Annotated in this window: 18 protein-coding genes and 2 riboswitches; of the genes, 2 read left to right on the forward strand and 16 right to left on the reverse strand. The window is 66.1% G+C overall.

Features of this window, described 5'->3' with window-relative positions; genetic code table 11:
• Positions 1-37 precede the first annotated feature (37 nt).
• Together G9408_RS07370 and G9408_RS07375 are read left to right on the forward strand one after the other, a co-directional pair.
• Positions 38-976 (forward strand): DMT family transporter, encoded by a 939-nt coding sequence (locus tag G9408_RS07370; protein WP_168453310.1) that lies wholly within the window; start codon positions 38-40, stop codon positions 974-976.
• Entirely contained in the window at positions 973-1,590 is a 618-nt protein-coding gene (locus G9408_RS07375) for a glutathione S-transferase family protein (RefSeq protein WP_168453311.1), read from the forward strand. Before G9408_RS07370 ends, G9408_RS07375 begins: the two co-directional genes overlap by 4 nt.
• Before the next feature lie 237 nt (positions 1,591-1,827).
• Here the strand turns inward: G9408_RS07375 and G9408_RS07380 are convergent, their stop codons facing one another.
• From G9408_RS07380 to murB, 16 genes are all read right to left on the reverse strand, one after another.
• Positions 1,828-3,387 (reverse strand): fatty acid--CoA ligase, encoded by a 1,560-nt coding sequence (locus tag G9408_RS07380; RefSeq protein WP_168453312.1) that lies wholly within the window; start codon positions 3,385-3,387, stop codon positions 1,828-1,830.
• A gap of 101 nt (positions 3,388-3,488) precedes the next feature.
• The gene (locus G9408_RS07385; protein WP_210423196.1) at positions 3,489-4,127 is read right to left on the reverse strand and encodes a DUF938 domain-containing protein; all 639 of its coding nucleotides are present in this window, start codon (positions 4,125-4,127) and stop codon (positions 3,489-3,491) included.
• Positions 4,127-4,573: an ABA4-like family protein gene (locus G9408_RS07390; protein WP_168453313.1), complete on the reverse strand. Its 447-nt coding sequence runs from the start codon at positions 4,571-4,573 to the stop codon at positions 4,127-4,129. The genes G9408_RS07385 and G9408_RS07390 overlap by 1 nt, the downstream gene beginning before the upstream one ends.
• A gap of 101 nt (positions 4,574-4,674) precedes the next feature.
• Positions 4,675-6,189, reverse strand: a complete 1,515-nt coding sequence (gcvPB, locus tag G9408_RS07395) for an aminomethyl-transferring glycine dehydrogenase subunit GcvPB (RefSeq protein ID WP_235957610.1) — start codon at positions 6,187-6,189, stop codon at positions 4,675-4,677.
• Between the two features lie 32 nt (positions 6,190-6,221).
• Complete coding sequence (gcvPA, locus tag G9408_RS07400) at positions 6,222-7,580, reverse strand: aminomethyl-transferring glycine dehydrogenase subunit GcvPA (protein ID WP_168453315.1); 1,359 nt, start codon at positions 7,578-7,580, stop codon at positions 6,222-6,224.
• Between the two features lie 3 nt (positions 7,581-7,583).
• Entirely contained in the window at positions 7,584-8,366 is a 783-nt protein-coding gene (locus G9408_RS07405; protein WP_168453316.1) for a glycosyltransferase family 2 protein, read from the reverse strand.
• A gap of 84 nt (positions 8,367-8,450) precedes the next feature.
• Positions 8,451-8,822, reverse strand: a complete 372-nt coding sequence (gcvH, locus tag G9408_RS07410; RefSeq protein ID WP_120216808.1) for a glycine cleavage system protein GcvH — start codon at positions 8,820-8,822, stop codon at positions 8,451-8,453.
• Positions 8,823-8,825: 3 nt separating this feature from the next.
• Complete coding sequence (gene gcvT, locus G9408_RS07415; protein ID WP_168453317.1) at positions 8,826-9,968, reverse strand: glycine cleavage system aminomethyltransferase GcvT; 1,143 nt, start codon at positions 9,966-9,968, stop codon at positions 8,826-8,828.
• A 54-nt stretch (positions 9,969-10,022) separates the two neighbouring features.
• Positions 10,023-10,129: riboswitch (glycine riboswitch) on the reverse strand.
• A riboswitch (glycine riboswitch) is annotated at positions 10,130-10,229 on the reverse strand.
• 61 nt (positions 10,230-10,290) lie between these two features.
• A complete protein-coding gene (locus tag G9408_RS07420; protein WP_168453318.1) occupies positions 10,291-10,938 on the reverse strand; it encodes an NAD(P)H-binding protein in 648 nt (215 codons plus the stop codon).
• Entirely contained in the window at positions 10,931-12,103 is a 1,173-nt protein-coding gene (locus tag G9408_RS07425; protein WP_168453319.1) for a deoxyguanosinetriphosphate triphosphohydrolase, read from the reverse strand. Before G9408_RS07425 ends, G9408_RS07420 begins: the two co-directional genes overlap by 8 nt.
• Before the next feature lie 280 nt (positions 12,104-12,383).
• Positions 12,384-14,267 carry an SPOR domain-containing protein gene (locus tag G9408_RS07430; protein WP_235957495.1) on the reverse strand — a complete coding sequence of 628 codons (1,884 nt, stop codon included), beginning with the start codon at positions 14,265-14,267 and terminating at the stop codon, positions 12,384-12,386.
• Positions 14,268-14,342: 75 nt separating this feature from the next.
• Positions 14,343-15,812, reverse strand: a complete 1,470-nt coding sequence (gene ftsZ / locus G9408_RS07435; protein WP_168453321.1) for a cell division protein FtsZ — start codon at positions 15,810-15,812, stop codon at positions 14,343-14,345.
• A gap of 153 nt (positions 15,813-15,965) precedes the next feature.
• Complete coding sequence (ftsA, locus tag G9408_RS07440; RefSeq protein ID WP_168453322.1) at positions 15,966-17,222, reverse strand: cell division protein FtsA; 1,257 nt, start codon at positions 17,220-17,222, stop codon at positions 15,966-15,968.
• A gap of 3 nt (positions 17,223-17,225) precedes the next feature.
• Positions 17,226-18,158 carry a cell division protein FtsQ/DivIB gene (locus G9408_RS07445; protein ID WP_120216813.1) on the reverse strand — a complete coding sequence of 311 codons (933 nt, stop codon included), beginning with the start codon at positions 18,156-18,158 and terminating at the stop codon, positions 17,226-17,228.
• Entirely contained in the window at positions 18,155-19,078 is a 924-nt protein-coding gene (locus tag G9408_RS07450) for a D-alanine--D-alanine ligase (protein ID WP_168453323.1), read from the reverse strand. The genes G9408_RS07445 and G9408_RS07450 overlap by 4 nt, the downstream gene beginning before the upstream one ends.
• Positions 19,075-19,974, reverse strand: a complete 900-nt coding sequence (gene murB / locus G9408_RS07455; protein ID WP_168453324.1) for a UDP-N-acetylmuramate dehydrogenase — start codon at positions 19,972-19,974, stop codon at positions 19,075-19,077. The genes G9408_RS07450 and murB overlap by 4 nt, the downstream gene beginning before the upstream one ends.
• Positions 19,975-20,086: the final 112 nt, after the last annotated feature.

Here is a 20,086-nt window from a genome sequence, read left to right on the forward strand (position 1 = left end):
TTGCGCGCGCGCACCCGCCTGATATGCGCAGATTGGCATGACATCCGCCGCCGCCCCCTCCGCCGCCGCGCCGCAAAACTATCTCGGCGGCATCGCGCTCCGCCTTCTCGCGATGGCCAGCCTGTCGCTGATGTTCGTGGTGGTCAAATATATCGACCGGGCAGGCATCCACATCGTCGAAAGCCTGTTCTGGCGACAGGCGCTGGTGCTGCCCTTCCTGCTCCTGTGGGTGAAGGCGACCGGCGGTTTCGCCTCACTCAAGACCCACCGCATCGGCGCGCACACGCGGCGGATGCTGATGGGGCTGACCGGCATGGCGTGCAATTTCGGCGCGATGATCCTGCTGCCGATGGCCGAAGCGACGACGATCAGCCTTTCGGTGCCGATCTTTGCGGTGATCTTTGCCGCGCTGCTGCTCGGCGAAGCCACAGGGTGGCAGCGGTGGAGCGCGGTGATCATCGGTTTTGTCGGCGTCCTCGTCGTACTCGATCCGTTTGCAAGCTTTGCGGGCGGGTTCGATGGCACCCACGCACTCGGTACCTTTGTCGCGCTGGGCGGCGCGATCATGACCGCGCTGATCACCATTGCCGTCCGCGACCTTGGCCGCACCGAAGCCGCCGCGACGATCGTCTTCTGGTTCAGCCTGCTCTCGATGATCCCGCTCGGCATCGCCCTGCCCTTTGTCATCACGCCGCATGACGGCGGGGAGTGGCTGTTGCTCATCGCGCTCGGCTTCCTTGGCGCGGTCGCGCAAATGTCGCTGACCGGCGCGCTGCGCCTTGCCCCGGTGTCGGTGGTCATCCCCATGGACTATTCCAGCCTGCTGTGGGCGATCGCCGCAGGGTGGTGGTTCTTTGGCACCCTGCCCGCCGACACGACGTGGGTCGGCGCGCCGCTGATCGTCGCGTCGGGCCTGTTCATCGCCTGGCGTGAGCATCGCCGCCACATCAACCGACCGAAGGAGGTTGCCGCATGACGCGCCCTATTCTCTACCACTGCCCCGACGCCCGCTCGCTGCGCTGTCTGTGGGCGGTCGAGGAGGCGGGTATCGACGTCGACCTGCGCGTCCTGAAATTCCCGCCGCGCGCGTTCGAGCCCGAGTATCGCGCGGTGAACCCGCTGATGACGATCCCGGGCTGGGTCGAGAACGGGCGGCTGATGACCGAATCGGCGGCGATCTGCGAGCGCATCGCCGAAGGCACGCCGCTGGAGGTGCGCCGCGACGAGGGTGATTATTGGGACTATCGCAACTGGCTGCACCGCAGCGACGCGACGCTGACCTTTCCGCTCGCGATCATGATCCGTTACACGCGGGTCGAGCCCGAGGCGCGGCGGCTGGCGCAGGCCGTCGAGGATTACAAAGCCTTTTTCGGTGGACGCGCGAAAAGCATCGAAGCGGCGCTGGCCGACGGGCGCGAATGGCTGGTCGCGGGGCGCTTTACGATTGCCGATATTGCGATCGGCTATGCGGCGTTTCTGGCGACGACGCTGGGGGCTGACGATGTACTGGGCGACGCGACGAAGGCGTGGCTGGCGCGGTGCATGGCGCGCGAGCGATTTGTGCGGGCACGTGAGCGGCAGAGGGTTTAGCCGCAACGTCTGCTTTGGGGTGGTGAGCTGCCCTAAACTCCTCTTCCCTTGAGGGAGAGGATAGCGCAGCTTGCTCCGTCAGGAGCTAGCGAAGCTTGGAGAGGGGACTGGACGCCAGCAGGCGTAGAGCCCCCTCTCAACTGCGGCTAGGCAGCAAGCTGCCAAGCCTTCGTATCTCTCCCTCAAGGGGAGAGAGGAAATGACGTACGTCCGCTACCGGTCGCTAGCTGCCGCCCCTCAATTCACCATCCGCGCATAACCCGCCCAATACGGCGCCCGCAAATCCTTGCGCAAAATCTTGCCGCTGGCATTGCGCGGCAAAGCATCGATGACATCGACGCTGCGCGGACATTTGAACGGCGCGATGCGTTCGCGCGTCCAGGCGATGATGTCGGCTTCGTCGATCGTCATGCCGGGCTTGGCGACGCAGACGGCCTTCACCGTCTCGCCCCATTTGTCGTCGGGGATGCCGAACACCGCGACCTCCTGCACCGCGGGGTGACCAAAGATCGCGCTTTCGACCTCGGCGGGATAGATATTCTCGCCGCCCGAAATGATCATGTCCTTCATCCGGTCGTGGATGAACAGATAGCCGTCCGCGTCCATATAGCCCGCATCGCCGGTGCGGATCCAGCCGTCGGCATCGACGGTCTTTGCCGTCGCTTCGGGCAGGTTCCAATATCCCAGCATGTTGTTCGACGATCGGGTGACCACCTCGCCCACCTCACCCACCGGAACTTCCGCACCATCTGACCCCAAAATCCTGATCTCGACCCCCGGCAGCGGCTTGCCCGCCGACCGCATCCGCGCATTGCCCGCGGGATCATGATCCTCGGGCGGCAGCATCGAGATCGTGCCGGTGGTTTCGGTCATCCCATAGGCCTGGATGAACTGCGCCCCGAACATCTGGATGCACTGGCGCAGCAGCTCGAGCGGGATCGGCGCGGCGCCGTACAGGATGTATTTGAGGCGGCTGTAATCGACCGTGGCGCAGCGCGGGTGCATCAGCAGGAACTGCAGCGCCGCGGGGACCATGAAAAAGCGCGTGACGCCATGCTGTTCGACCGCGTCGAACACCCCGTCGGGGTTGAACTCGGCGAGGATGATGCCGGGCAGCCCTGCGGCGAGCGCCATGATGCCGAGCCCGGTGCCACCGATATGCGCGCACGGCATCGCGACCAGCACCGCCTCGTCATCCTCCCATTTGGTATAGGGCAGGTCGAGGTCGTTCGAATGTTTGCGCAGCGCGAACAGATTATGGTTCGACAGCACCGCGCCCTTCGGATTGCCGGTCGTGCCCGAGGTATAGAGTTGCAGCACCGCATCATGCGCCATCGAAGGCGCAAACGCAGTCCGCGCCGCGCCATCGATCATCGCGCGCGCAGCGGCGGCGTCGATGATCCTGGGGGCGTGGTCGAGCTTGCCGGCCAGCTGGTCGGCAATCGTTTCGAACCCCGGCCCCGCGAACACCAGCTTTGCCTGGGTATCGTTGACGATGAACGCCCATTCGGTCGGCGACAGCCGCCAGCCGATCGGCGCCATCACGATCCCGGCGCGCGCCGCGCCATAGAAGAGGATGAAATAGAGGTCGCTATTCTTGCCGATCCACGCGATCCGGTCGCCCTTGCCCAGGCCCGCGGCAATCAGCGCCGACGCGACCTTCGCCGTCGCTTCGTCGAGCTGTGCGTAGTTATAAACGCGATCTTCTTCACGCAGCGCGACGCGGTCGGGACGCTCGCTGGCCCAATGGGTCAGGAATTCATCGAATGTGAAAAGCTCCGAAACGTCGCGGGGCATGGGTTCTCTCTCCTCGAATCGCATCTTTGGCGCGCAATTGGGGAAAGGCTAGCGGTTGTACGCGGCAGGTAAAGCGCGTATCGACAACCCTGTCAGCAACGTCAGGTGCGGCGAAAGAGCAGCATCAGATTGTTGGCGGGCATGGCGCGGCGTTCGGCAAAGCGCAGTCCGGCCGCCGCAGCGGCCGCCTTGACGTCGTCGATCGGACGCAGCCCCCACGTCGGATCGCGCGCGCGCAGGCTGGCGTCGAACGCCAGATTGCTGTCGGTGGTCGGCACGTCGGGCTCGATATAGGGGCCGTAGAGGATGAGCGGCGCCCCCGGCGCGAGCAACCGCGCCGCGCCCGCCAGCAGCCCCAGCGTCGCCGCCCAAGGGCTGATGTGGACCATATTGATGCACAGGATGGCGTCGGCTTGGTCGAGCGGCCAGTCTGCCGCCGCCGCATCGAGCGCCAGCGGCGGCGCGATATTGGCCAGCGCAGCCTCGGCGCACCAAGCGGCGATAGAGATCCGTCCCGCGGGATCGGGATCGCTCGGCTGCCAGTCGAGCGCCGGGAAGGCCACAGCGAAATGGACGACATGCTCGCCCGATCCGCTCGCGACCTCCAGCACCGTGCCGCTCGCGGGCAGCCATTCGGTCAGTACCGCCGCGATGGCATCGCGATTGCGCAGCGTCGCCGGGGCGTGGCGTTTGTCCTCCCTGCCGCCGTCGCTCGGCATCCACGGCGGAGATGACGCCATCAGGCCTTGGCCTGCGCCCGCGCGCGCCGGTCGCGCACTATCAGCCAGGCGAACAGTCCGACTGGGCCGACCATCAGGGTCAGGAGCAGGAAGGGGAATTGCGCGATCCGGCTGAACCCCTTTTGATCGGCGTCGCGCGCGATCCACATGCCGGTAAACAGGTCGAACGCCAGATAATGAACCCACCCGAGGGTCGCGCCGCCGGGGCTGTCGAACAGCTTCATCACCCCCGCCAGCGTCGTGAAATCACCGCCGCCAGGCCCACCGGGATCGATGCCGCCAGTCAGGAAACCGACAATCATCACCGTATAGGTAAGGCACAGCAGGAACACGCCGGCATAGAGGATCAACGCCAATATCTTTGGTCCGCGCGGCAGAAAGGCGAGCGCGACCCACGCCGCAACGGCCCAATAGTTGGCGATCAGAAAGATTGTGTCCCAGCTCATCGCACCCTCCCCTTTATCCGTCATCCCGGCGAAAGCCGGGATCTCATCCTATCATAATGACGCACTGGCGAGATCCCGGCCTTCGCCGGGATGACGATCGCTTATTGGTCACCCTCCCAGGCCAACACGGGCTTGCGCGCCGCCGCCGTCTCATCCAGCCGCGCGCGCGGCGCGAAGTGCGGGGCGCTTTTCAGCGCCGGGTCGCCATTGCGCGCGCGCATCGCGATGCTGCGCAGCGCCCCGATGAACTGGTCGAGCGCCGCCTTGCTCTCGGTCTCGGTCGGCTCGACAAGCATCGCCCCGTGGACGACGAGGGGGAAATAGACCGTCATCGGATGATAGCCCTCGTCAATCAGCCCCTTGGCGATGTCGAGCGTCGAGAAGCCTTCGGCGAGCCCCTTGTCGCTGAACAGCGCCTCGTGCATGCACGGACCCGACGCCGCGAACGGCGCGTCGAGCACGTCCTCGAGGCTGCGCAGGACATAGTTGGCGTTGAGCACCGCATCTTCGGCGACCTGCTTCAGCCCGTCGGCCCCGTGGCTGAGGATGTAAGTCAGCGCGCGCGTAAACATCCCCATCTGGCCGTGGAAAGCGGTCATGCGGCCAAAGGTCTGCGGATGATCCTCGCCCGCGCTTTCCTCTTCGATCAGGCGGAAGCCGTTGCCCTGCTTCGTGACGAAAGGCAGCGGCGCGAAAGGCGCAAGCGCCTCCGACAGCACGACCGGTCCCGAACCCGGGCCGCCGCCGCCGTGCGGGGTCGAGAAGGTCTTGTGGAGGTTGATGTGCATCGCATCGACGCCGAGGTCGCCGGGGCGCACGCGCCCGACAATCGCGTTGAAATTGGCGCCGTCGCAATAGACATAGCCGCCCGCGGCGTGGACCGCGTCCGAAATCGCCTTCATCTCGCGCTCGAACAGCCCACAGGTGTTGGGATTGGTGATCATCACCCCCGCGACATCGGGGCCGAGCCGCGCCTTCAGCGCTTTGAGGTTGACGCGGCCCGCTTCGGTCGCGGGAATATCCTCGACGGTGAAGCCCGCGAAGGCCGCGGTCGCGGGGTTGGTGCCGTGGGCGCTTTCGGGGACGAGGATCACGCGGCGGTCCTCACCGCGCGCTTCCAAGGCCGCCTTGATGCAGAGGATGCCGCAAAGTTCGCCATGCGCGCCGGCCTTGGGCGACATCGCGACGCTGTGCATGCCGGTGAGCGTGATCAGCCATTCGGCGAGTTCGTGGATCACCGCATAGGCGCCCTGCACCGTCTCCTGCGGTTGCAGCGGATGCGCGTCGGCAAAGCCGGGCATCCGCGCGACCTTTTCGTTGAGGCGCGGGTTGTGCTTCATCGTGCAGCTGCCGAGCGGGAACAGGCCGAGGTCGATGGCATAATTCTGCCGCGACAGGCGCGTATAGTGGCGCACCGTTTCGGCTTCGCTGAGGCCCGGCAGGCCGATCGGCGCGGTGCGCGCGAGCGCGCCAAGGTCGGCGGCGGGCGCCGCTTCGTCGAAATCGACGCCGGTGGTTTCGGCCCCGCCGATCTCGAAGATCAGCGCTTCCTCGAGCATCAGCGCGCGGTTTCCGGTGAAGGTCGCGGTGTCGTCGGCGCCGCCGGCGACGTTCATTTCGGGGCGCCAGCCGGCGCGGTTGAGCGCGGTCATGCCAGTACCTCCTTCAGCGCCGCGGCAAAGGCGGCAATATCATCCTCGGTCACGGTCTCGGTGACGGCGACGACGAGGCCGTTCGCCAGCGCGGCATTGTCGGGATAAAGGCGCCCGAGCGAAACGCCGCCAAGGACACCCTTTTCGGCCAGCTTGTGGACCACCGGACGCGCCTCGGTCGGCAGCGCTAGGGTGAATTCGTTGAAATAGCTGTCGTTCATCACCGACACGCCGGGGACTTTGGCGAGTTCGGCCGCGGCCTTTTTCGCGCGGCCATGGTTGATCGCGGCAAGCTGGCGCAGCCCCGCTTCGCCGAGCAAGGTCATGTGAATACTGAAAGCCAGCGCACAGAGTCCTGAATTTGTGCAGATATTGCTCGTCGCCTTCTCGCGACGGATATGCTGCTCGCGCGTCGAGAGCGTCAGCACGAAGCCGCGCTTGCCGTTCGCGTCGACCGTCTCGCCGCAGAGGCGCCCCGGCATCTGTCGGACATATTTGGACTTGCAGGCGAACAGGCCGACATAAGGCCCGCCGAATTGCAGCCCGACGCCCAGCGACTGCCCCTCGCCCACCACGATGTCGGCACCCATTTCGCCCGGCGCCTTGATCAGCCCGAGCGCCACGGGTTCCGTGACCACCGCGACCAGCAGCGCGCCCGCCGCCTGACACGCCGCGGCGAGCGCGGTCATATCGTCGATGCGGCCGAGAATGTCGGGATATTGCACGACGACGCAGCTCACATCCTTGTCGACGCTGGCGGCAAGCGCCGCCCAGTCGGTTCGCGCATCGAGGCCGGGATCGCCGTCGACCAGCACGTCGCCGGTATATTTCGCCATCGTGCGCGCGACGCTGCGGTAATGCGGGTGCAGCCCCGTCGACAGCAGTGCCTTGTTCCGCTTGGTGACGCGCCGCGCCATTACGATCGCTTCCCAGCAGGCGGTCGATCCGTCGTACATCGACGCATTGGCGACATCGGTGCCGAGCAGGCGCGCGACCTGCGACTGGAATTCGAACAGCATCTGGAGCGTACCCTGCGCGATTTCGGGCTGGTACGGCGTGTAGGCGGTCAGAAACTCGCCGCGCTGGATCAGATGATCGACGCTGGCGGGGACGTGGTGGCGGTACGCCCCGGCGCCCAAAAAGAAGGGACCGTCGCCCGCCGCGCGGTTCTGGCGCGACAGCGCCGCCATATGGCGCTCAACCGCGAGCTCGCTGGCGTGCGGCGGCAAACCCGCGATCGGGCCGTCGAGCCGTGCATCGGCGGGAACATCGGCGAACAGATCGTCGATCGACGACGCGCCGATAGTCGCGAGCATCGCGCTGCGGTCATCGGATGTGAGGGGGAGATAACGCATGAACTACTCCGCAGAAGAATCTGGTTTTGGGGAGAAAAGCTGAACGGTGTCGGCAAGAGTGCCGGAAAAGATCGCCGGGCCGGCGTGCGTCGTGCGGATCCACGGCGCGAGCCAGATGCGAAAGCCTGCATCACGCACGCGGCGGCAAAAGGCATAGTCGTCGGAAAGCAGCGCCTGGCTTTCGGGCTCGATATAGGGGCAGAAAAAGGCCGGGACGATTTCACCGACGCCATGCGCCTGTCGCTCGGCAGGGTCGGGCCGGAACACGAGGTCGGGCATTGCCGCCGCCATGCCTTCCAGCACTGCGCGGCGGATCAGCATCATCGCGGTGCCGAGCCGCGTCAATTCGACGAGGTCGGTCAGCTTGAAATTCTGCTCGGGATTCAGGAAATGCAGCGCAAAGTCGCCCGTATAGCGCGCCAGGTCCGCCGGGTTACCCTTCACTAACCCCTGTTCCACCGCGCGCGCGACATTGGCCCAGTTGATCATCCGCCGCGGATAGGCGCCGCCGAGCACCCCACAGTCGGGGTTTGCCTCCATCGCACGGACGAGCGAGAACACGTCGTCGGCCGAAAAATCGATGTCGGCATCGATGAACAGCAGATGGGTGCAGTCGCTCGCCAGGAACATCGCGGTCAGCATGTTGCGCGCGCGGGTGATCGACGGCTGGTAAAGGATGAACTCGAAGCGTACCGAAATGCCCGCCGCCTGGGCGCGCAGCGCGAGCGCCAGCGCCGCGCGGACATAGGTCCCCTGCGCCCCCTCATAGATCGGGGTGGCCACCATCAGGCGGCAGTTGGCAAGGGCGGCGTCCGTGGCGATTGCATTTTCTCCATAAACCCCTCCCCCCAAGGGGGAGGGATGAAATCGCTAGAGCGCGTCGCAGAACGCCTTGTACGCGGCGGCGTCCATCAGGCCGTCGAGCTGGCTCTTGTCGCTCAGCGTCAGCCGAAAGAACCAGCCTTCGCCTTCGGGGTCCGAGTTGACGAGCGCGGGATCTTCCTCGAGCGCGCTGTTGCCTTCGGTCACGGTGCCATCGACCGGGGCGTACACGTCGCTCGCCGCCTTCACCGATTCGACCACCGCGGCGTCGCCGCCCTGGCTGAGCTCCGCGCCGGTGTCGGGGACTTCGACGAACACGATGTCGCCAAGCTGGCCCTGCGCGAAATCGGTGATGCCGACCGTCGCGACGTCGCCGTCAACCTCGATCCACTCATGCTCTTCGGTATAGTAACGCGGCATCGATCAAGCTCCTGTTTTACGGACATAATTATGCGGAACAAAGGGCATGGCGGCGACGGTGCAGGCGACGCGCTTGCCGCGCACTTCGGCCGCGACGGCGGTCCCCGGTGCCGACAATCCGGTCGGCACATAGCCCATCGCGATCGGCGCGCCGACGCTGGGGGCGAAACCACCTGACGTCACGACGCCGATTTCGGTGTTGCCATCGAACAATTTTGCGCCCTCGCGCACGGGCATTTTGCCATCGACAAGCAGGCCGACCCGTTTGCGCGGGGCGCCGTCGGCGAGATGACCGAGGATGCGCGCGGCACCCGGAAAGCCGCCTTCCTCGCGGCGGCGCTTGCTGATCGCGAACGCCAGATCACCCTCGACCGGATCGGTCGCGGGATCGAGGTCATGGCCATAGAGCGGCAGCCCCGCTTCCAGCCGCAGCGAATCGCGTGCACCGAGCCCGATCGGCTTCACCTCGTCCATCGCGCACAAAGCATCGGCAAATTCGGTCAGCGCCTCGTTCGGCAGCGAAATTTCGAACCCATCTTCGCCGGTATAGCCCGAGCGGCTGACCCCGATCGCATGGCCGTTCCATGTCGCGGGGATCGCCTGCATGAACACGAGGCCTGCCGCTTCGGGGACCAGCCGCGCCAGCGCGATCACCGCTTTCGGGCCCTGCAACGCGAGCAGCCCATAGTCTTCGTTATGGTTCAGCGTGATGTCGTCGGGCAGGTTTTCGCGGAGATATCCGATGTCTTCCCATTTCACGGCGCCGTTGACGACGATGCCGAACTGATCACCCTCGTTGGTGATCATCAGGTCGTCGAGAATGCCGCCGTCCTCAGCAAGCAGCAGCGAATAGCGCATCCGCCCGGGCTTCAATGCCGAAATATCGCCTGGAACCAGCGTTTCGAGCGCTTCGGCGACCTTGTCGCCCGAAAGGAGCAACTGCCCCATATGGCTGACGTCGAACAATCCGGCATGTTCGCGGACCCACAGATGTTCGGCCATGATGCCTTCATATTGGATCGGCATCCAGTATCCGGCGAATTCGACCATCCGGCCGCCCTTGGCGCGGTGCCAGGCGTCGAGCGGCAACACCTCGGTCGCTGCCGCGATCGCGCCGTCGTCATCCAATTGTTCGGTTTCGGTCATGTCAGTCTCCCGCGGTTGCACGGCGGATGCGCGGCGGGGTGCCGCGCCTTTCGCCATGCCCCCTCTGTCACGGGAACCTGAGAGTTTTCCTCCATGATCGCATGGAGTTACCCCTTCGGTGGTTCCAGCCGACAGCCGGAACGCTTTCCAGAGTGTCCGTTCCAGCCTGCGCGGTCCTGCTGACCTGAGAGTTTCCGGGGCGGTTGCTCCTTCGGTGGTGGGTGCTGGTCGCCCTGCCCCACGCTCTCCCGCGCGGCCGGTCGAATCTCTTTAGGGGAGGCCCGACAGACGCAGCGAGCCTTGGCGCTGCCCCCGGGCGGAGTCAATCGGCGAGCGCGCGGATCGCGTCGTTTTCGTGGATATGCACTCCCGAACCGCCCTGCGCCGCCAACCGGACGATCGCGGCGGCGACCTTGTCACCGGGAATCGAACGATAGCGACGAAGGGAACCGTGCAGCAACGCATCCATCAGCGGCGCCGCGATGGTCGCCAGCCCCTCGCCCAGTCGCGGCGGCCCGGGCCGATCGCCGGTCAGCAGCCCCGGACGAATCAGATCGAGCCGGTCGAACCCCAGGGCGCGCAGCGCATCCTCGGTCTCGCCCTTGGTCCGCAAATAAAAGTTACCTGCTTTCGCGGACGCCCCGACCGAGCTGACGACGATCATGTGCCCCGTGCCGCCTTGCCGCGCCCCCTCTGCCACAGCGAGGATGAGGTCATAGTCGACCGCGCGAAACGCCGCCTGCGATCCCGCCTGGCGGATCGTGGTGCCAAGGCAGCAAATCAGGACCGCGGGGCGTTCGGCGGCGATGACGTGGGGCCAGTCGTCCGGCGACGCGACGCGCGCTATATGATGCGGCGCCAGCCCCTCGACCGGTCGGCGCGCGACGATCGTGAGGCCGCGATTCCCGAAAGCGTCGATCACCGCGCGTCCGATCAACCCGGTCGCTCCGACGATCAGCACGTCAGACATGCGCCAGCGCCTCGGGCACCGCTTCGCGGCCAAAAATCTCGGCGTAGCGGTCTATCGCGAACCGGTCGGTCATTCCTGCAATATAATCGCCAATATGCCGCGTTGTCGCGCATTCTTCGCCGGGCAATCGCGCTGACCAGTCCTCGCCCATCAGCCCCGGATTGTCGGCGTAGGCGGCAAACAACCGGCCGACGACCTGGTTCGCAGCCTCGGCAGCCGCGATCTGTTCGGGATGATGATAGAGATTGGCATACATGAAGCGTTTCAGCTCGCGCTCCTGCGCCGCAAGCTCGGGCGAAAAGCCACCGAGCGGTCGGCCCGCGGCGCGCACGTCGGCGACGCTCGCGACGCCGGCAGCCGCGACATTGGCGGCGGTCGCGGCGATGACGTCGTTGACCATTACCCCGATCTGGTCGCGCACCAGTTCGCGCAGCAACCGGTCGCGCGGCGCGCCGGGGAAGCGGCCCTCGACGGCGCCGAAATTGGCGGCAACAAACGGTTGCTCCATCAGCTGATCTAGGTCGAGCAAGCCCGCGCGTAGCCCGTCGTCGATGTCGTGATTGTCGTAAGCAACGTCGTCGGCGACCGCCGCAATCTGCGCCTCAAGACTGGCATGGCTGTCAAGGTCGAGGCGGAAATCATCGTCGATCGCGGCCAGCGCCCAGCCGGGGTTCGTCACCGGGCCGTTATGCTTGGCCAGCCCTTCGAGCGTTTCCCACGTCAGGTTGAGACCATCGAAACGGGGATAAGGACATTCAAGCTGCGCCAGCGTGCGCAGCGTATGGCCATTATGGTCGAAACCGCCATGCTCGGCCATCGCCGCCTTCAGCGCATCTTCGCCCGCATGGCCGAAGGGCGGATGCCCGATGTCGTGCGCCAGGCAGAGCGCCTCGGTCAGATCCTCGTTCAACCCTAGCGCGCGCGCGATGCCACGGCCAATCTGGGCGACCTCGATGCTGTGGGTCAGGCGGACGCGATAATGGTCGCCGTCAGGGGCGACGAACACCTGCGTCTTGTGGCGCAGGCGGCGAAAGGCGATCGAGTGGATGATGCGATCGCGGTCGCGCTGGAAATCATCGCGCGGGCCGCGAACGACGCGGCCCTGCTCGGCATAGCGTCGCCCGCGACTTTGCGCCGGGTTGCTCGCGCAATCGGCGACGCTCATAAGGGCCAGAATCCGCCATTTGCGCCTTCGAGGCGTCGAAATGGCGAAGATATCGTCTTCGCGTGGCCGCCGCTGATGGTGGTTCCATCCGCAAGGCCGCGCGGGGACGAGATCGAAGCCATTTCGACGTCCCCCCAGTAAAGCGAGAGGGGGGATTTGACCGATTTTGTCCATGGCTGCGTCAGCGAGCCTTGGAATATCTTCATATGCCTGCGTCTCGCTTCCTTGCCCTGAACAAAATCGCTTCAAACCTCGAAGGCGCAAATGGCGGATTCTGGCCCTAAATCGGATCGACGGCCTGGCCCGCCTCGCTGTTGAACAGGAACCCGTCGCCGCCCGCTTTCTTGTAACCCGTCAGCCAGTCCTGCGCCGCCTTGCGGTCCTTGAACGGCCCCACCAGCAAGCGGCGAGTCCGGCCCCATTCGGCGGTCGCGCCCGATTTGCCCTTGAACAAGTCGGGGCTTTTCTTCGCGAATTTGCCAAAGTCGGTCGCGAGCGCCCGCGCATTGGCACCGGTCGCGACCTGTACCCAGATGCGCGCCGGATTGGCCTTTTTCTCTGCCGCTTCGGCCTTGGCCTTTGCATCAGCCTCGGCCTTGGCTTTCGCCGCGACCGCGTCCTTTTCGCGCTTTGCATCCTCCGCCGCGTCGGCGCGTCGCTTGTCTTCGAGCAATTTGGCGAGCGTGTCGGCACCGATCGCATTGTCGGGCTGGTTCAGTTCCTCCGGCGGAATCTCGATCGACCCGACGATGTCGGCAAGCGACGCGAGTGGGGCTACCGCCGCGGGAGCGGGAGCGGGCGCCGAAGAATTGGATACTGCGGCAAGCGTTGGCGCGGATGGCGAAGCATCGCGCGATGTGGTTGCCATGTTCGCTACCGCGACGGCTCCGCTGGTCCCAACGTCGGCGATCGAGAAGCCCGGAGCGACTTCGCGCGCGCCGCCCTGTGCGGCGACGACCGGATCGGGGCTTGCGGCCGCCGGTGACGGTCCTGCCGCGACTGCCGACCCCGCCGCGATATCGGATGCTTTTTCAGGCAAGGGGGAAACGGCGGGGCGAAGCGTTTGGCGCAATGTCGATTGCAAGACGGGCGGCCCCGACGACGCAGGCCCATCCGGCAAGGCGACCGGCGACTGTGCGGCGCGCGTCGTTGGAGCGGGCGTTGGCTTCGGGGACGACGCCGGCTGCGGCGCGGACTCGCGCGGCTGGGCATAGGCGGGCCCGATTGGCCGCGTGCTGGGCGTCGGGGTCGGCGTCGCCGCGACCGACGCGGCGGGTGGGCGGCTGGTGCCAGCGCTGGGGCGCCGGGTCGACGTCGCGGGCGGTGTCGGGGATGGCGTCGCGGCCGCCACCTGAACCGGTTTACGCTTCGCGGGGAGCTGGCCGTTCGGGAAGCGCCCGAAATGGGCGGCCGCGGCCTGCTGCGCCGGATTGAGCCGGTCCATCTGGGTCAGATAGGGCAGAATATTCTGCGCCATCGCGGGCGGCATCGTTGCATTGACGATCTCGGTTGCTTCGCCGTCGCGGCCGTTCATCGCCAGGATCATTGCACGCAACCGCCAGGCGCCGCGATCCTGCGCCCGCAATTGCGGCGTCAGCATCTGGATCGCGCGATCGGCCTCGCCACTGATCCCGAGCGAGAGGGCATAGCGCCGCGTCAATTCGTCGTTTGGAGCGATCGACAGCGCCAGCTGGTAATCGCGCTGGGCGGCGTCCTGCTGTCCCAGCAAATCGCGGGCTAGCGCACGGTCCGCCAGAAACAGCCGCTCGGGCGCGCCGAGCAGCTGCGCCTCGCCAAAATAATCGAGGGCGCGGGTCGGGTTTTCCATATGAACCACTGCCGATCCCAGCGCGGCCTTGATCGCGCCATCGCGCGGGCTTGCCTGCTCGGCGCGGACCAGAAAGCCGAGCGCCGCACGATAATCTTCCAACTCGATCGATGCCCGCCCGGCGTCGAGTAGCGCGCGTGAATCGCTGTTGTTCGACGCAATCCGCGCGAGCGCCGACGACAATAAGGTCCGCGCCGCGGTACGCTTCTCCATTGCCGCCTTGGTCGCGGCGTCGGGCGGCGTCACCTGCGCGAACGTAGGCGCCGCCATCAGCCCGAGCAACAGCGCGCCGAATGCGCCGGAACAAAGCCGCGCGCGGGCCGGCCTTGCCGTCATTTTCGCTTGCCGCATGGGCAAATCATCCCGATTTCCGGCCCGCCGTGCCCGGTGGGCGGCCGTTCGCTAGCCCCGTTACTGGTTGTTCTGACGCCCCAGGAAGCGCGGAATATCAACCCCGTCTTCCTTGTCGACCGCCTCACCCTCGGGCGCGGTGGCGCCGCGCGACAGGCGCGACATACGTTCGAACAAGGTTCCGCCACCGATCGCGCGTGCCGGCGATTCCGCGGCAGCCCCAGCACCGCCATCCGATGCTGCGGCAGGCGCTGACCGATAATCGGCCGCAGGCGCTTCGGGTGCATCGAGCACCAGTTCTTCCGCCGTATCGTCATAGCTGGCGGCGACCTGCGACAATTCCATCGGCTCGTCTTCGGCGGCAGGCGCCTCGGCCTCGACCGTATCGCTCAGCGAAAAGCCGGGCGCAGGATCGTTTGCCTCTTCGGCGGGTACGTCAGCAACGGCCTCTTCCTCGACAACCGGTTCAAAAACCTCCTCGGCCACCGGCGTTGGCGCCGCGGCGCGCGCCGGGGCAAACGAGAAGCTGCGCGTCGCGGGCGAAGCCTGCGCCGCCATTTCGCCGTTGCTGTCGATGCCGGTGGCGACCACCGAGACGCGGATCTTGCCGTCCAGGCTGTCGTTGAAGGCGCTGCCCCAGATGATGTTGGCGTCGGGGTCGACCAGCTCGCGGATGTGGTTCGCCGCCTCGTCGACTTCCATCAGGCGCATGTCCTCGCCGCCGGTGATCGAAATGATGACGCCCTTGGCGCCCGCCATCGACACACCGTCGAGCAGCGGGTTGGCAATCGCCTTTTGCGCGGCTTCCAATGCGCGGCCATCGCCCTCGGCCTCGCCGGTGCCCATCATCGCCTTGCCCATTTCGCGCATCACGCTGCGAACGTCGGCAAAGTCGAGGTTGATGAGGCCGGGCATGACCATCAGGTCGGTGATCCCGCGCACGCCCTGCTGCAGCACTTCATCCGCCATGGTGAAGGCTTCTTTGAAGGTCGTGTTCGGATTAGCGACCAGGAACAGATTCTGGTTCGGAATGACGATCAGCGTGTCGACATGGTCCTGCAGCTCGGCGATGCCCGAGTCCGCCGACCGCATGCGGCGCGCGCCTTCGAAGGTGAAGGGCTTGGTGACGACGCCGACGGTCAGGATGCCGCGATCGCGTGCCGCCTTGGCGATGACCGGCGCCGCCCCCGTGCCGGTGCCGCCGCCCATGCCCGCGGCGACGAAGCACATGTGCGCGCCGTTCAAGGCTTCCTCGACCTGCGCGATGCTCTCCTCGGCGGCCGCGCGGCCAACCTCGGGCCGCGAGCCGGCACCCAGCCCCTGGGTGATCTGCGTCCCCAGCTGGATGCGCCGTTCGGCGGGCGATGCGTTCAGCGCCTGCGCATCGGTGTTCGCAACGATGAAGTCGACCCCTTCGACCCGCGCTGCAATCATGTTTGCGATGGCATTGCCGCCCGCCCCGCCGACGCCGATCACCGCGATCCGCGGCTTCAGTTCGTCGACCTGCGGCGGGCCAATATTGATGCTCATCAAAAAGTCTCCCTGCAGCGGCGGACAGGTGCCGCTTCCCCAACCTTGCGACCCAAACGGGCGGGTGTCCCGCCGCCCGGTTTTCTTAACCCGCATTGCACTATTGTGACGTGGGAATCATCCAAAAAATTAACCTTTTTTCGCGTTTCACCGCTAAAAACTGCTTTTTAGCGCCGCCATCAGGCGGTGCAGGATCGATGTGCCTGCCGGACGATAGACGTCCTGCGACATCATCGGCAAATCGCGCAGGTCGACGGGATCCGACGCCGCATAGAGAACCAGACCGGCCAGCGTCGCGAAAGCGGGACCGCTATGCGCATCGGGCAAGCCGTGCAGGCCGCGCGGCCTGCCGACGCGTGCCGCGCGTCCGAGGGCGCTCTGGGTATAATCGGCAATCCCCTTGAGGTCGGCGCCGCCGCCGACCAGCACCACCTGGCGCCCGATGGGGCCAACGAAATGCAGGTCTTTGAGCGTCCGGCCAATCTCGCCCATCATCGCGTCGAGACGCTGGCGGATCACCGAGACCAGCTGCGCGCGGGTGATACGCGGGGAATCCCCGCTCGTCGGCGCGCCGGGTTCCAGCTCGATGACCTCGTTATTGTCGCGCGGGCTGGCCGATGCCGAACCGTAAAAGCTCTGCAGCCGCTGTGCCTGGCTGCGCCTTATGCCAAACGCCGACGCAATATCGTCGGTGATGTCACTCGCGCCAAAGGGCAGCGACGCCATTTCGACGAGCATCCCGCCAGCATAAAGCGAGACCGTGGTGACCGCAGCCCCAAGTTCGACCAGCGCGACGCCAAGGTCGCGTTCCTCGTCCGACAGGCAGGCGAGCCCTGCCGCGATCGGCGACGCAACCACCGCGTTGACGTCAAGATGCGCCTGCCGCACCGCCGCCTCCAGATTGCGCACCGGGGCACCGTCGGCCATGATGATATGAATGTCGACGCCCAGCCGGTCGGCGTGGAGCCCGATCGGGTTCTTCACCCCCGTCAGGCCGTCGAGCGTGTAAAGCGCGGGCTGCGCGTGCAGGATCATGCGGCCTTCAGGGTCGATCCCGGCGCGGCCCGCGGCAAGCAGGTCGTCGATATCCTCTTTCTCGATCCGATGGCCGCCGAGTTCGCTTTCGATCGGCGCGACGTCGCTCAGCAAACCGCCCGCCGAAAAACTGACCCACACATCGTCGATATTGAGCCCCGCAATGCGCTCGGCCTGCTCGATCGCTTCGCGCACGATATGTTCGGTCTGCTCCATGTCGGCGACATAGCCGCGCTGGACACCGCGGCTTTCGCGCTGGCCGGTGCCGAGCACATGGAGTTGGCCGTCGGCGGCCTGCCCCGCGATCAGCGCGCACACCTTCCACGACCCGACGTCGAGCGCAGTGATGATCTTTTCGATGCGCGGCGGGGCCATCGCTTACCCCTTCTCCGCCGCCGCGACGTCGGCAACCGCAGCGCGCGCTTCGTCGAGCTTAGCGGGCGCCACCTGTCCTTCATGCGGCAGCCGCAGGACGAACCGCGCGGGGTCGCGCATGTCAAAGCGCAGGATGCCGCGCCCGAGCAGGCGATTGGCACCGTCCATATGCGCGAACTTGGCGAGCGCCGCCTTTGCCTCGGCCTCGCCTTCGGGCAGCGACAGCGTCTCGCCACTGCGGAAGCGCAAATCCCAGCGGCGGTTGCCGACCCACGTCGCCCCCGCCAGCAGTTCCTTGAGGCTGCTTGCCTCGGCGAGCAGCCGGTCGAGATCCTGCGAGCGCTGGTTCGCCTTGGGTCCGATCACAAGCGGCAGGTCGGGCATCGTCGCGACGGTCACCGGTTCGAGCACCACGCCCTTGTCGTCGATCAGCGACAGGCGATTGTTATGCTGCCAGATCGCCGCCGGCGTGCGCTCGACGATATCGACGACCAGCGTATCGGGCAGGCGGCGCGACACGCGTGCATCCTTGATCCAGCCATATTGCATCAGGTCGCCGCGGACATCTTCCAGGTCGACCGCCGCCATCGAACGGTCCTTTTGCGCCAGCGCGATGTCATAGACCTTCAGCCGGTCGATCCGGTCGGCGCCGACGACTTCGACCTTCTTGACCTGGAATCCGGCGCGGCCGACCGCCTGCGCATATTCCTCGTGGATCTTTGCGGTCACGCCGGTCGCCTGCGCCGCGATGCCCGCGACCGCGACCAAGCTGAGCCCGATCGTCCAGTTGGCGATTTTTTGCAATCGCTGCGGGCTGATCGGCAGCGCGTTGATCACGGCGTTAAGCCGCGATGTCTGCACCTTCCGACGCTTTTTCGGCGCCCGCGCCGGGCGCCGCGGCGGCGCCGCACCGCGCTTGATCCGCGTGTTACTCATAACGCTTCCCCCACGATGCGTTCGACCAGTTCGGCATAATCCATGCCCACCGCGCGTCCCTGTTCGGGAACAAGGCTGAGCGGCGTCATCCCCGGCTGCGTGTTGACCTCGAGTAGATAGATGCCCGCAAGCCCATGCTCGTCGTCCCAGCGGAAGTCCGAACGCGACGCGCCTTTGCAGCCAAGCAGGCGGTGCGATTTGAGCGCCAGATCCTTCATTCGCTGCGCGACGTCCTCCGGGACATCGGCGGGGCACACATGTTCGGTGAGGCCGTCGGTATATTTGGCGTCATAATCGTAAAAGCCCGACTTGACGCGCAGTTCGGTGACGGCGAGCGCCTGATCGCCCAGCACCGCGACGGTCAGCTCGCGACCCTTGATAAAGGGCTCGGCGAGCAGGCGGTCGAACTCCTGCCACGGCCCGACCGCGTCGCGCGCGATCGGGTTGCCGTAATTGCTGTCGTCCTTGACGATCGCGACGCCAACCGACGATCCTTCGTTGACCGGTTTCAGGACATAGGGGCGCGGCAAAGGGTCGACTGAAAACAAGCTTTCGCTGTCGACCATCGTCCCCGTCGGCATGGGGATACCATGCGGCACCAGCGCCTGTTTCGTCAATTCCTTGTCGATCGCGATCACCGAGGTGACGAGCCCGCTGTGGGTATATTTAAGGCCCATCAGGTCGAGCATGCCCTGCACCGTGCCGTCCTCGCCCGGGACGCCGTGGAGCGCGTTGAACACGACATCGGGCTTCGCCTCCGCGAGCCGCAGCGCAACGTCGCGGTCCATGTCGATCCGCGTCACCCTGTGCCCGCGCGATTCGAGCGCGTCGGCGACGCCGTTGCCGCTCATCAGCGACACTTCGCGTTCGGCGGACCAGCCGCCCATCAGGACAGCGACATGCCAGGGGCCGCGGTTCACTTCTTCACTCCCACGCGCTGTATTTCCCATTGCAATTCCACGCCGCTCTTATCCTTGACGCGGCGGCGGACCTCCTCGCCGAGCGCCTCGATATCGGCACTGGTCGCTTCGCCGGTGTTGATCAGGAAATTGGTGTGCTTTTCGCTGACCTGCGCGCCGCCGACGGCAAGGCCGCGGCAGCCCGCTTCGTCGACCAGCTGCCACGCCTTGTGCCCGTCGGGGTTCTTGAAGGTCGACCCCCCGGTTTTCGAACGCAGCGGCTGCGACGCCTCGCGGCTCGCGGAGATGCGGTCCATTTCGGCCTGGATCGCCGCGGGTTCGCCGGGCCGACCGCGGAAGGTAGCACCGATCACCACCGCGCCCTCGGGTAATTCGCTATGGCGATAGGTATATCCCAGATCGTCGAGCGCGAGCGTGCGGCGCTCGCCCGAGCGCAGCACGACCTCGGCATCGACCAAAATGTCTTTCACCTCGCCCCCATAGGCGCCGCCGTTCATGCGCACGAAACCGCCGACCGTTCCAGGGATCGACCGCAGGAATTCCATGCCAGCAATGCCCGCGTCGCGCGCTGTCGAGGAGACGAGGATGCCCGACGCGCCGCCGCCGCAGCGCAGCGTCATAGGGTCGATAGCCTCGACCTTGGCAAAGGCTTTGCCGAGCCGGATCACGACCCCGGGAAAGCCGCCGTCGCGGACGATGAGGTTCGAGCCGAGGCCGAGCGCCATCACCGGCACGGCGGGGTCGAGATCGCGCAGGAAATCGGCGAGGTCGTCGGCGTCCTTGGGTTCAAACAGCCAGTCGGCGGGACCGCCCGACTTGAACCAGACGAGCGGTGCCAGCGGGGCCTGCGGGGTGAGCTTGCCGCGGACCGTGGGCAAGTTCGCGGTCGCGATCATACGATCCTCCCCACTTGTGGGGAGGTGGCAGTCGCGAAGCGGCTGACGGAGGGGGCTATCGTGGCCTGCCGACGCAGTGCGAGGACGCGAACCCCCTCCACCGCTTCGCGGT

It is taken from the genome of Sphingopyxis microcysteis (assembly GCF_012274265.1).
Taxonomy (GTDB): Bacteria; Pseudomonadota; Alphaproteobacteria; order Sphingomonadales; family Sphingomonadaceae; genus Sphingopyxis; species Sphingopyxis microcysteis.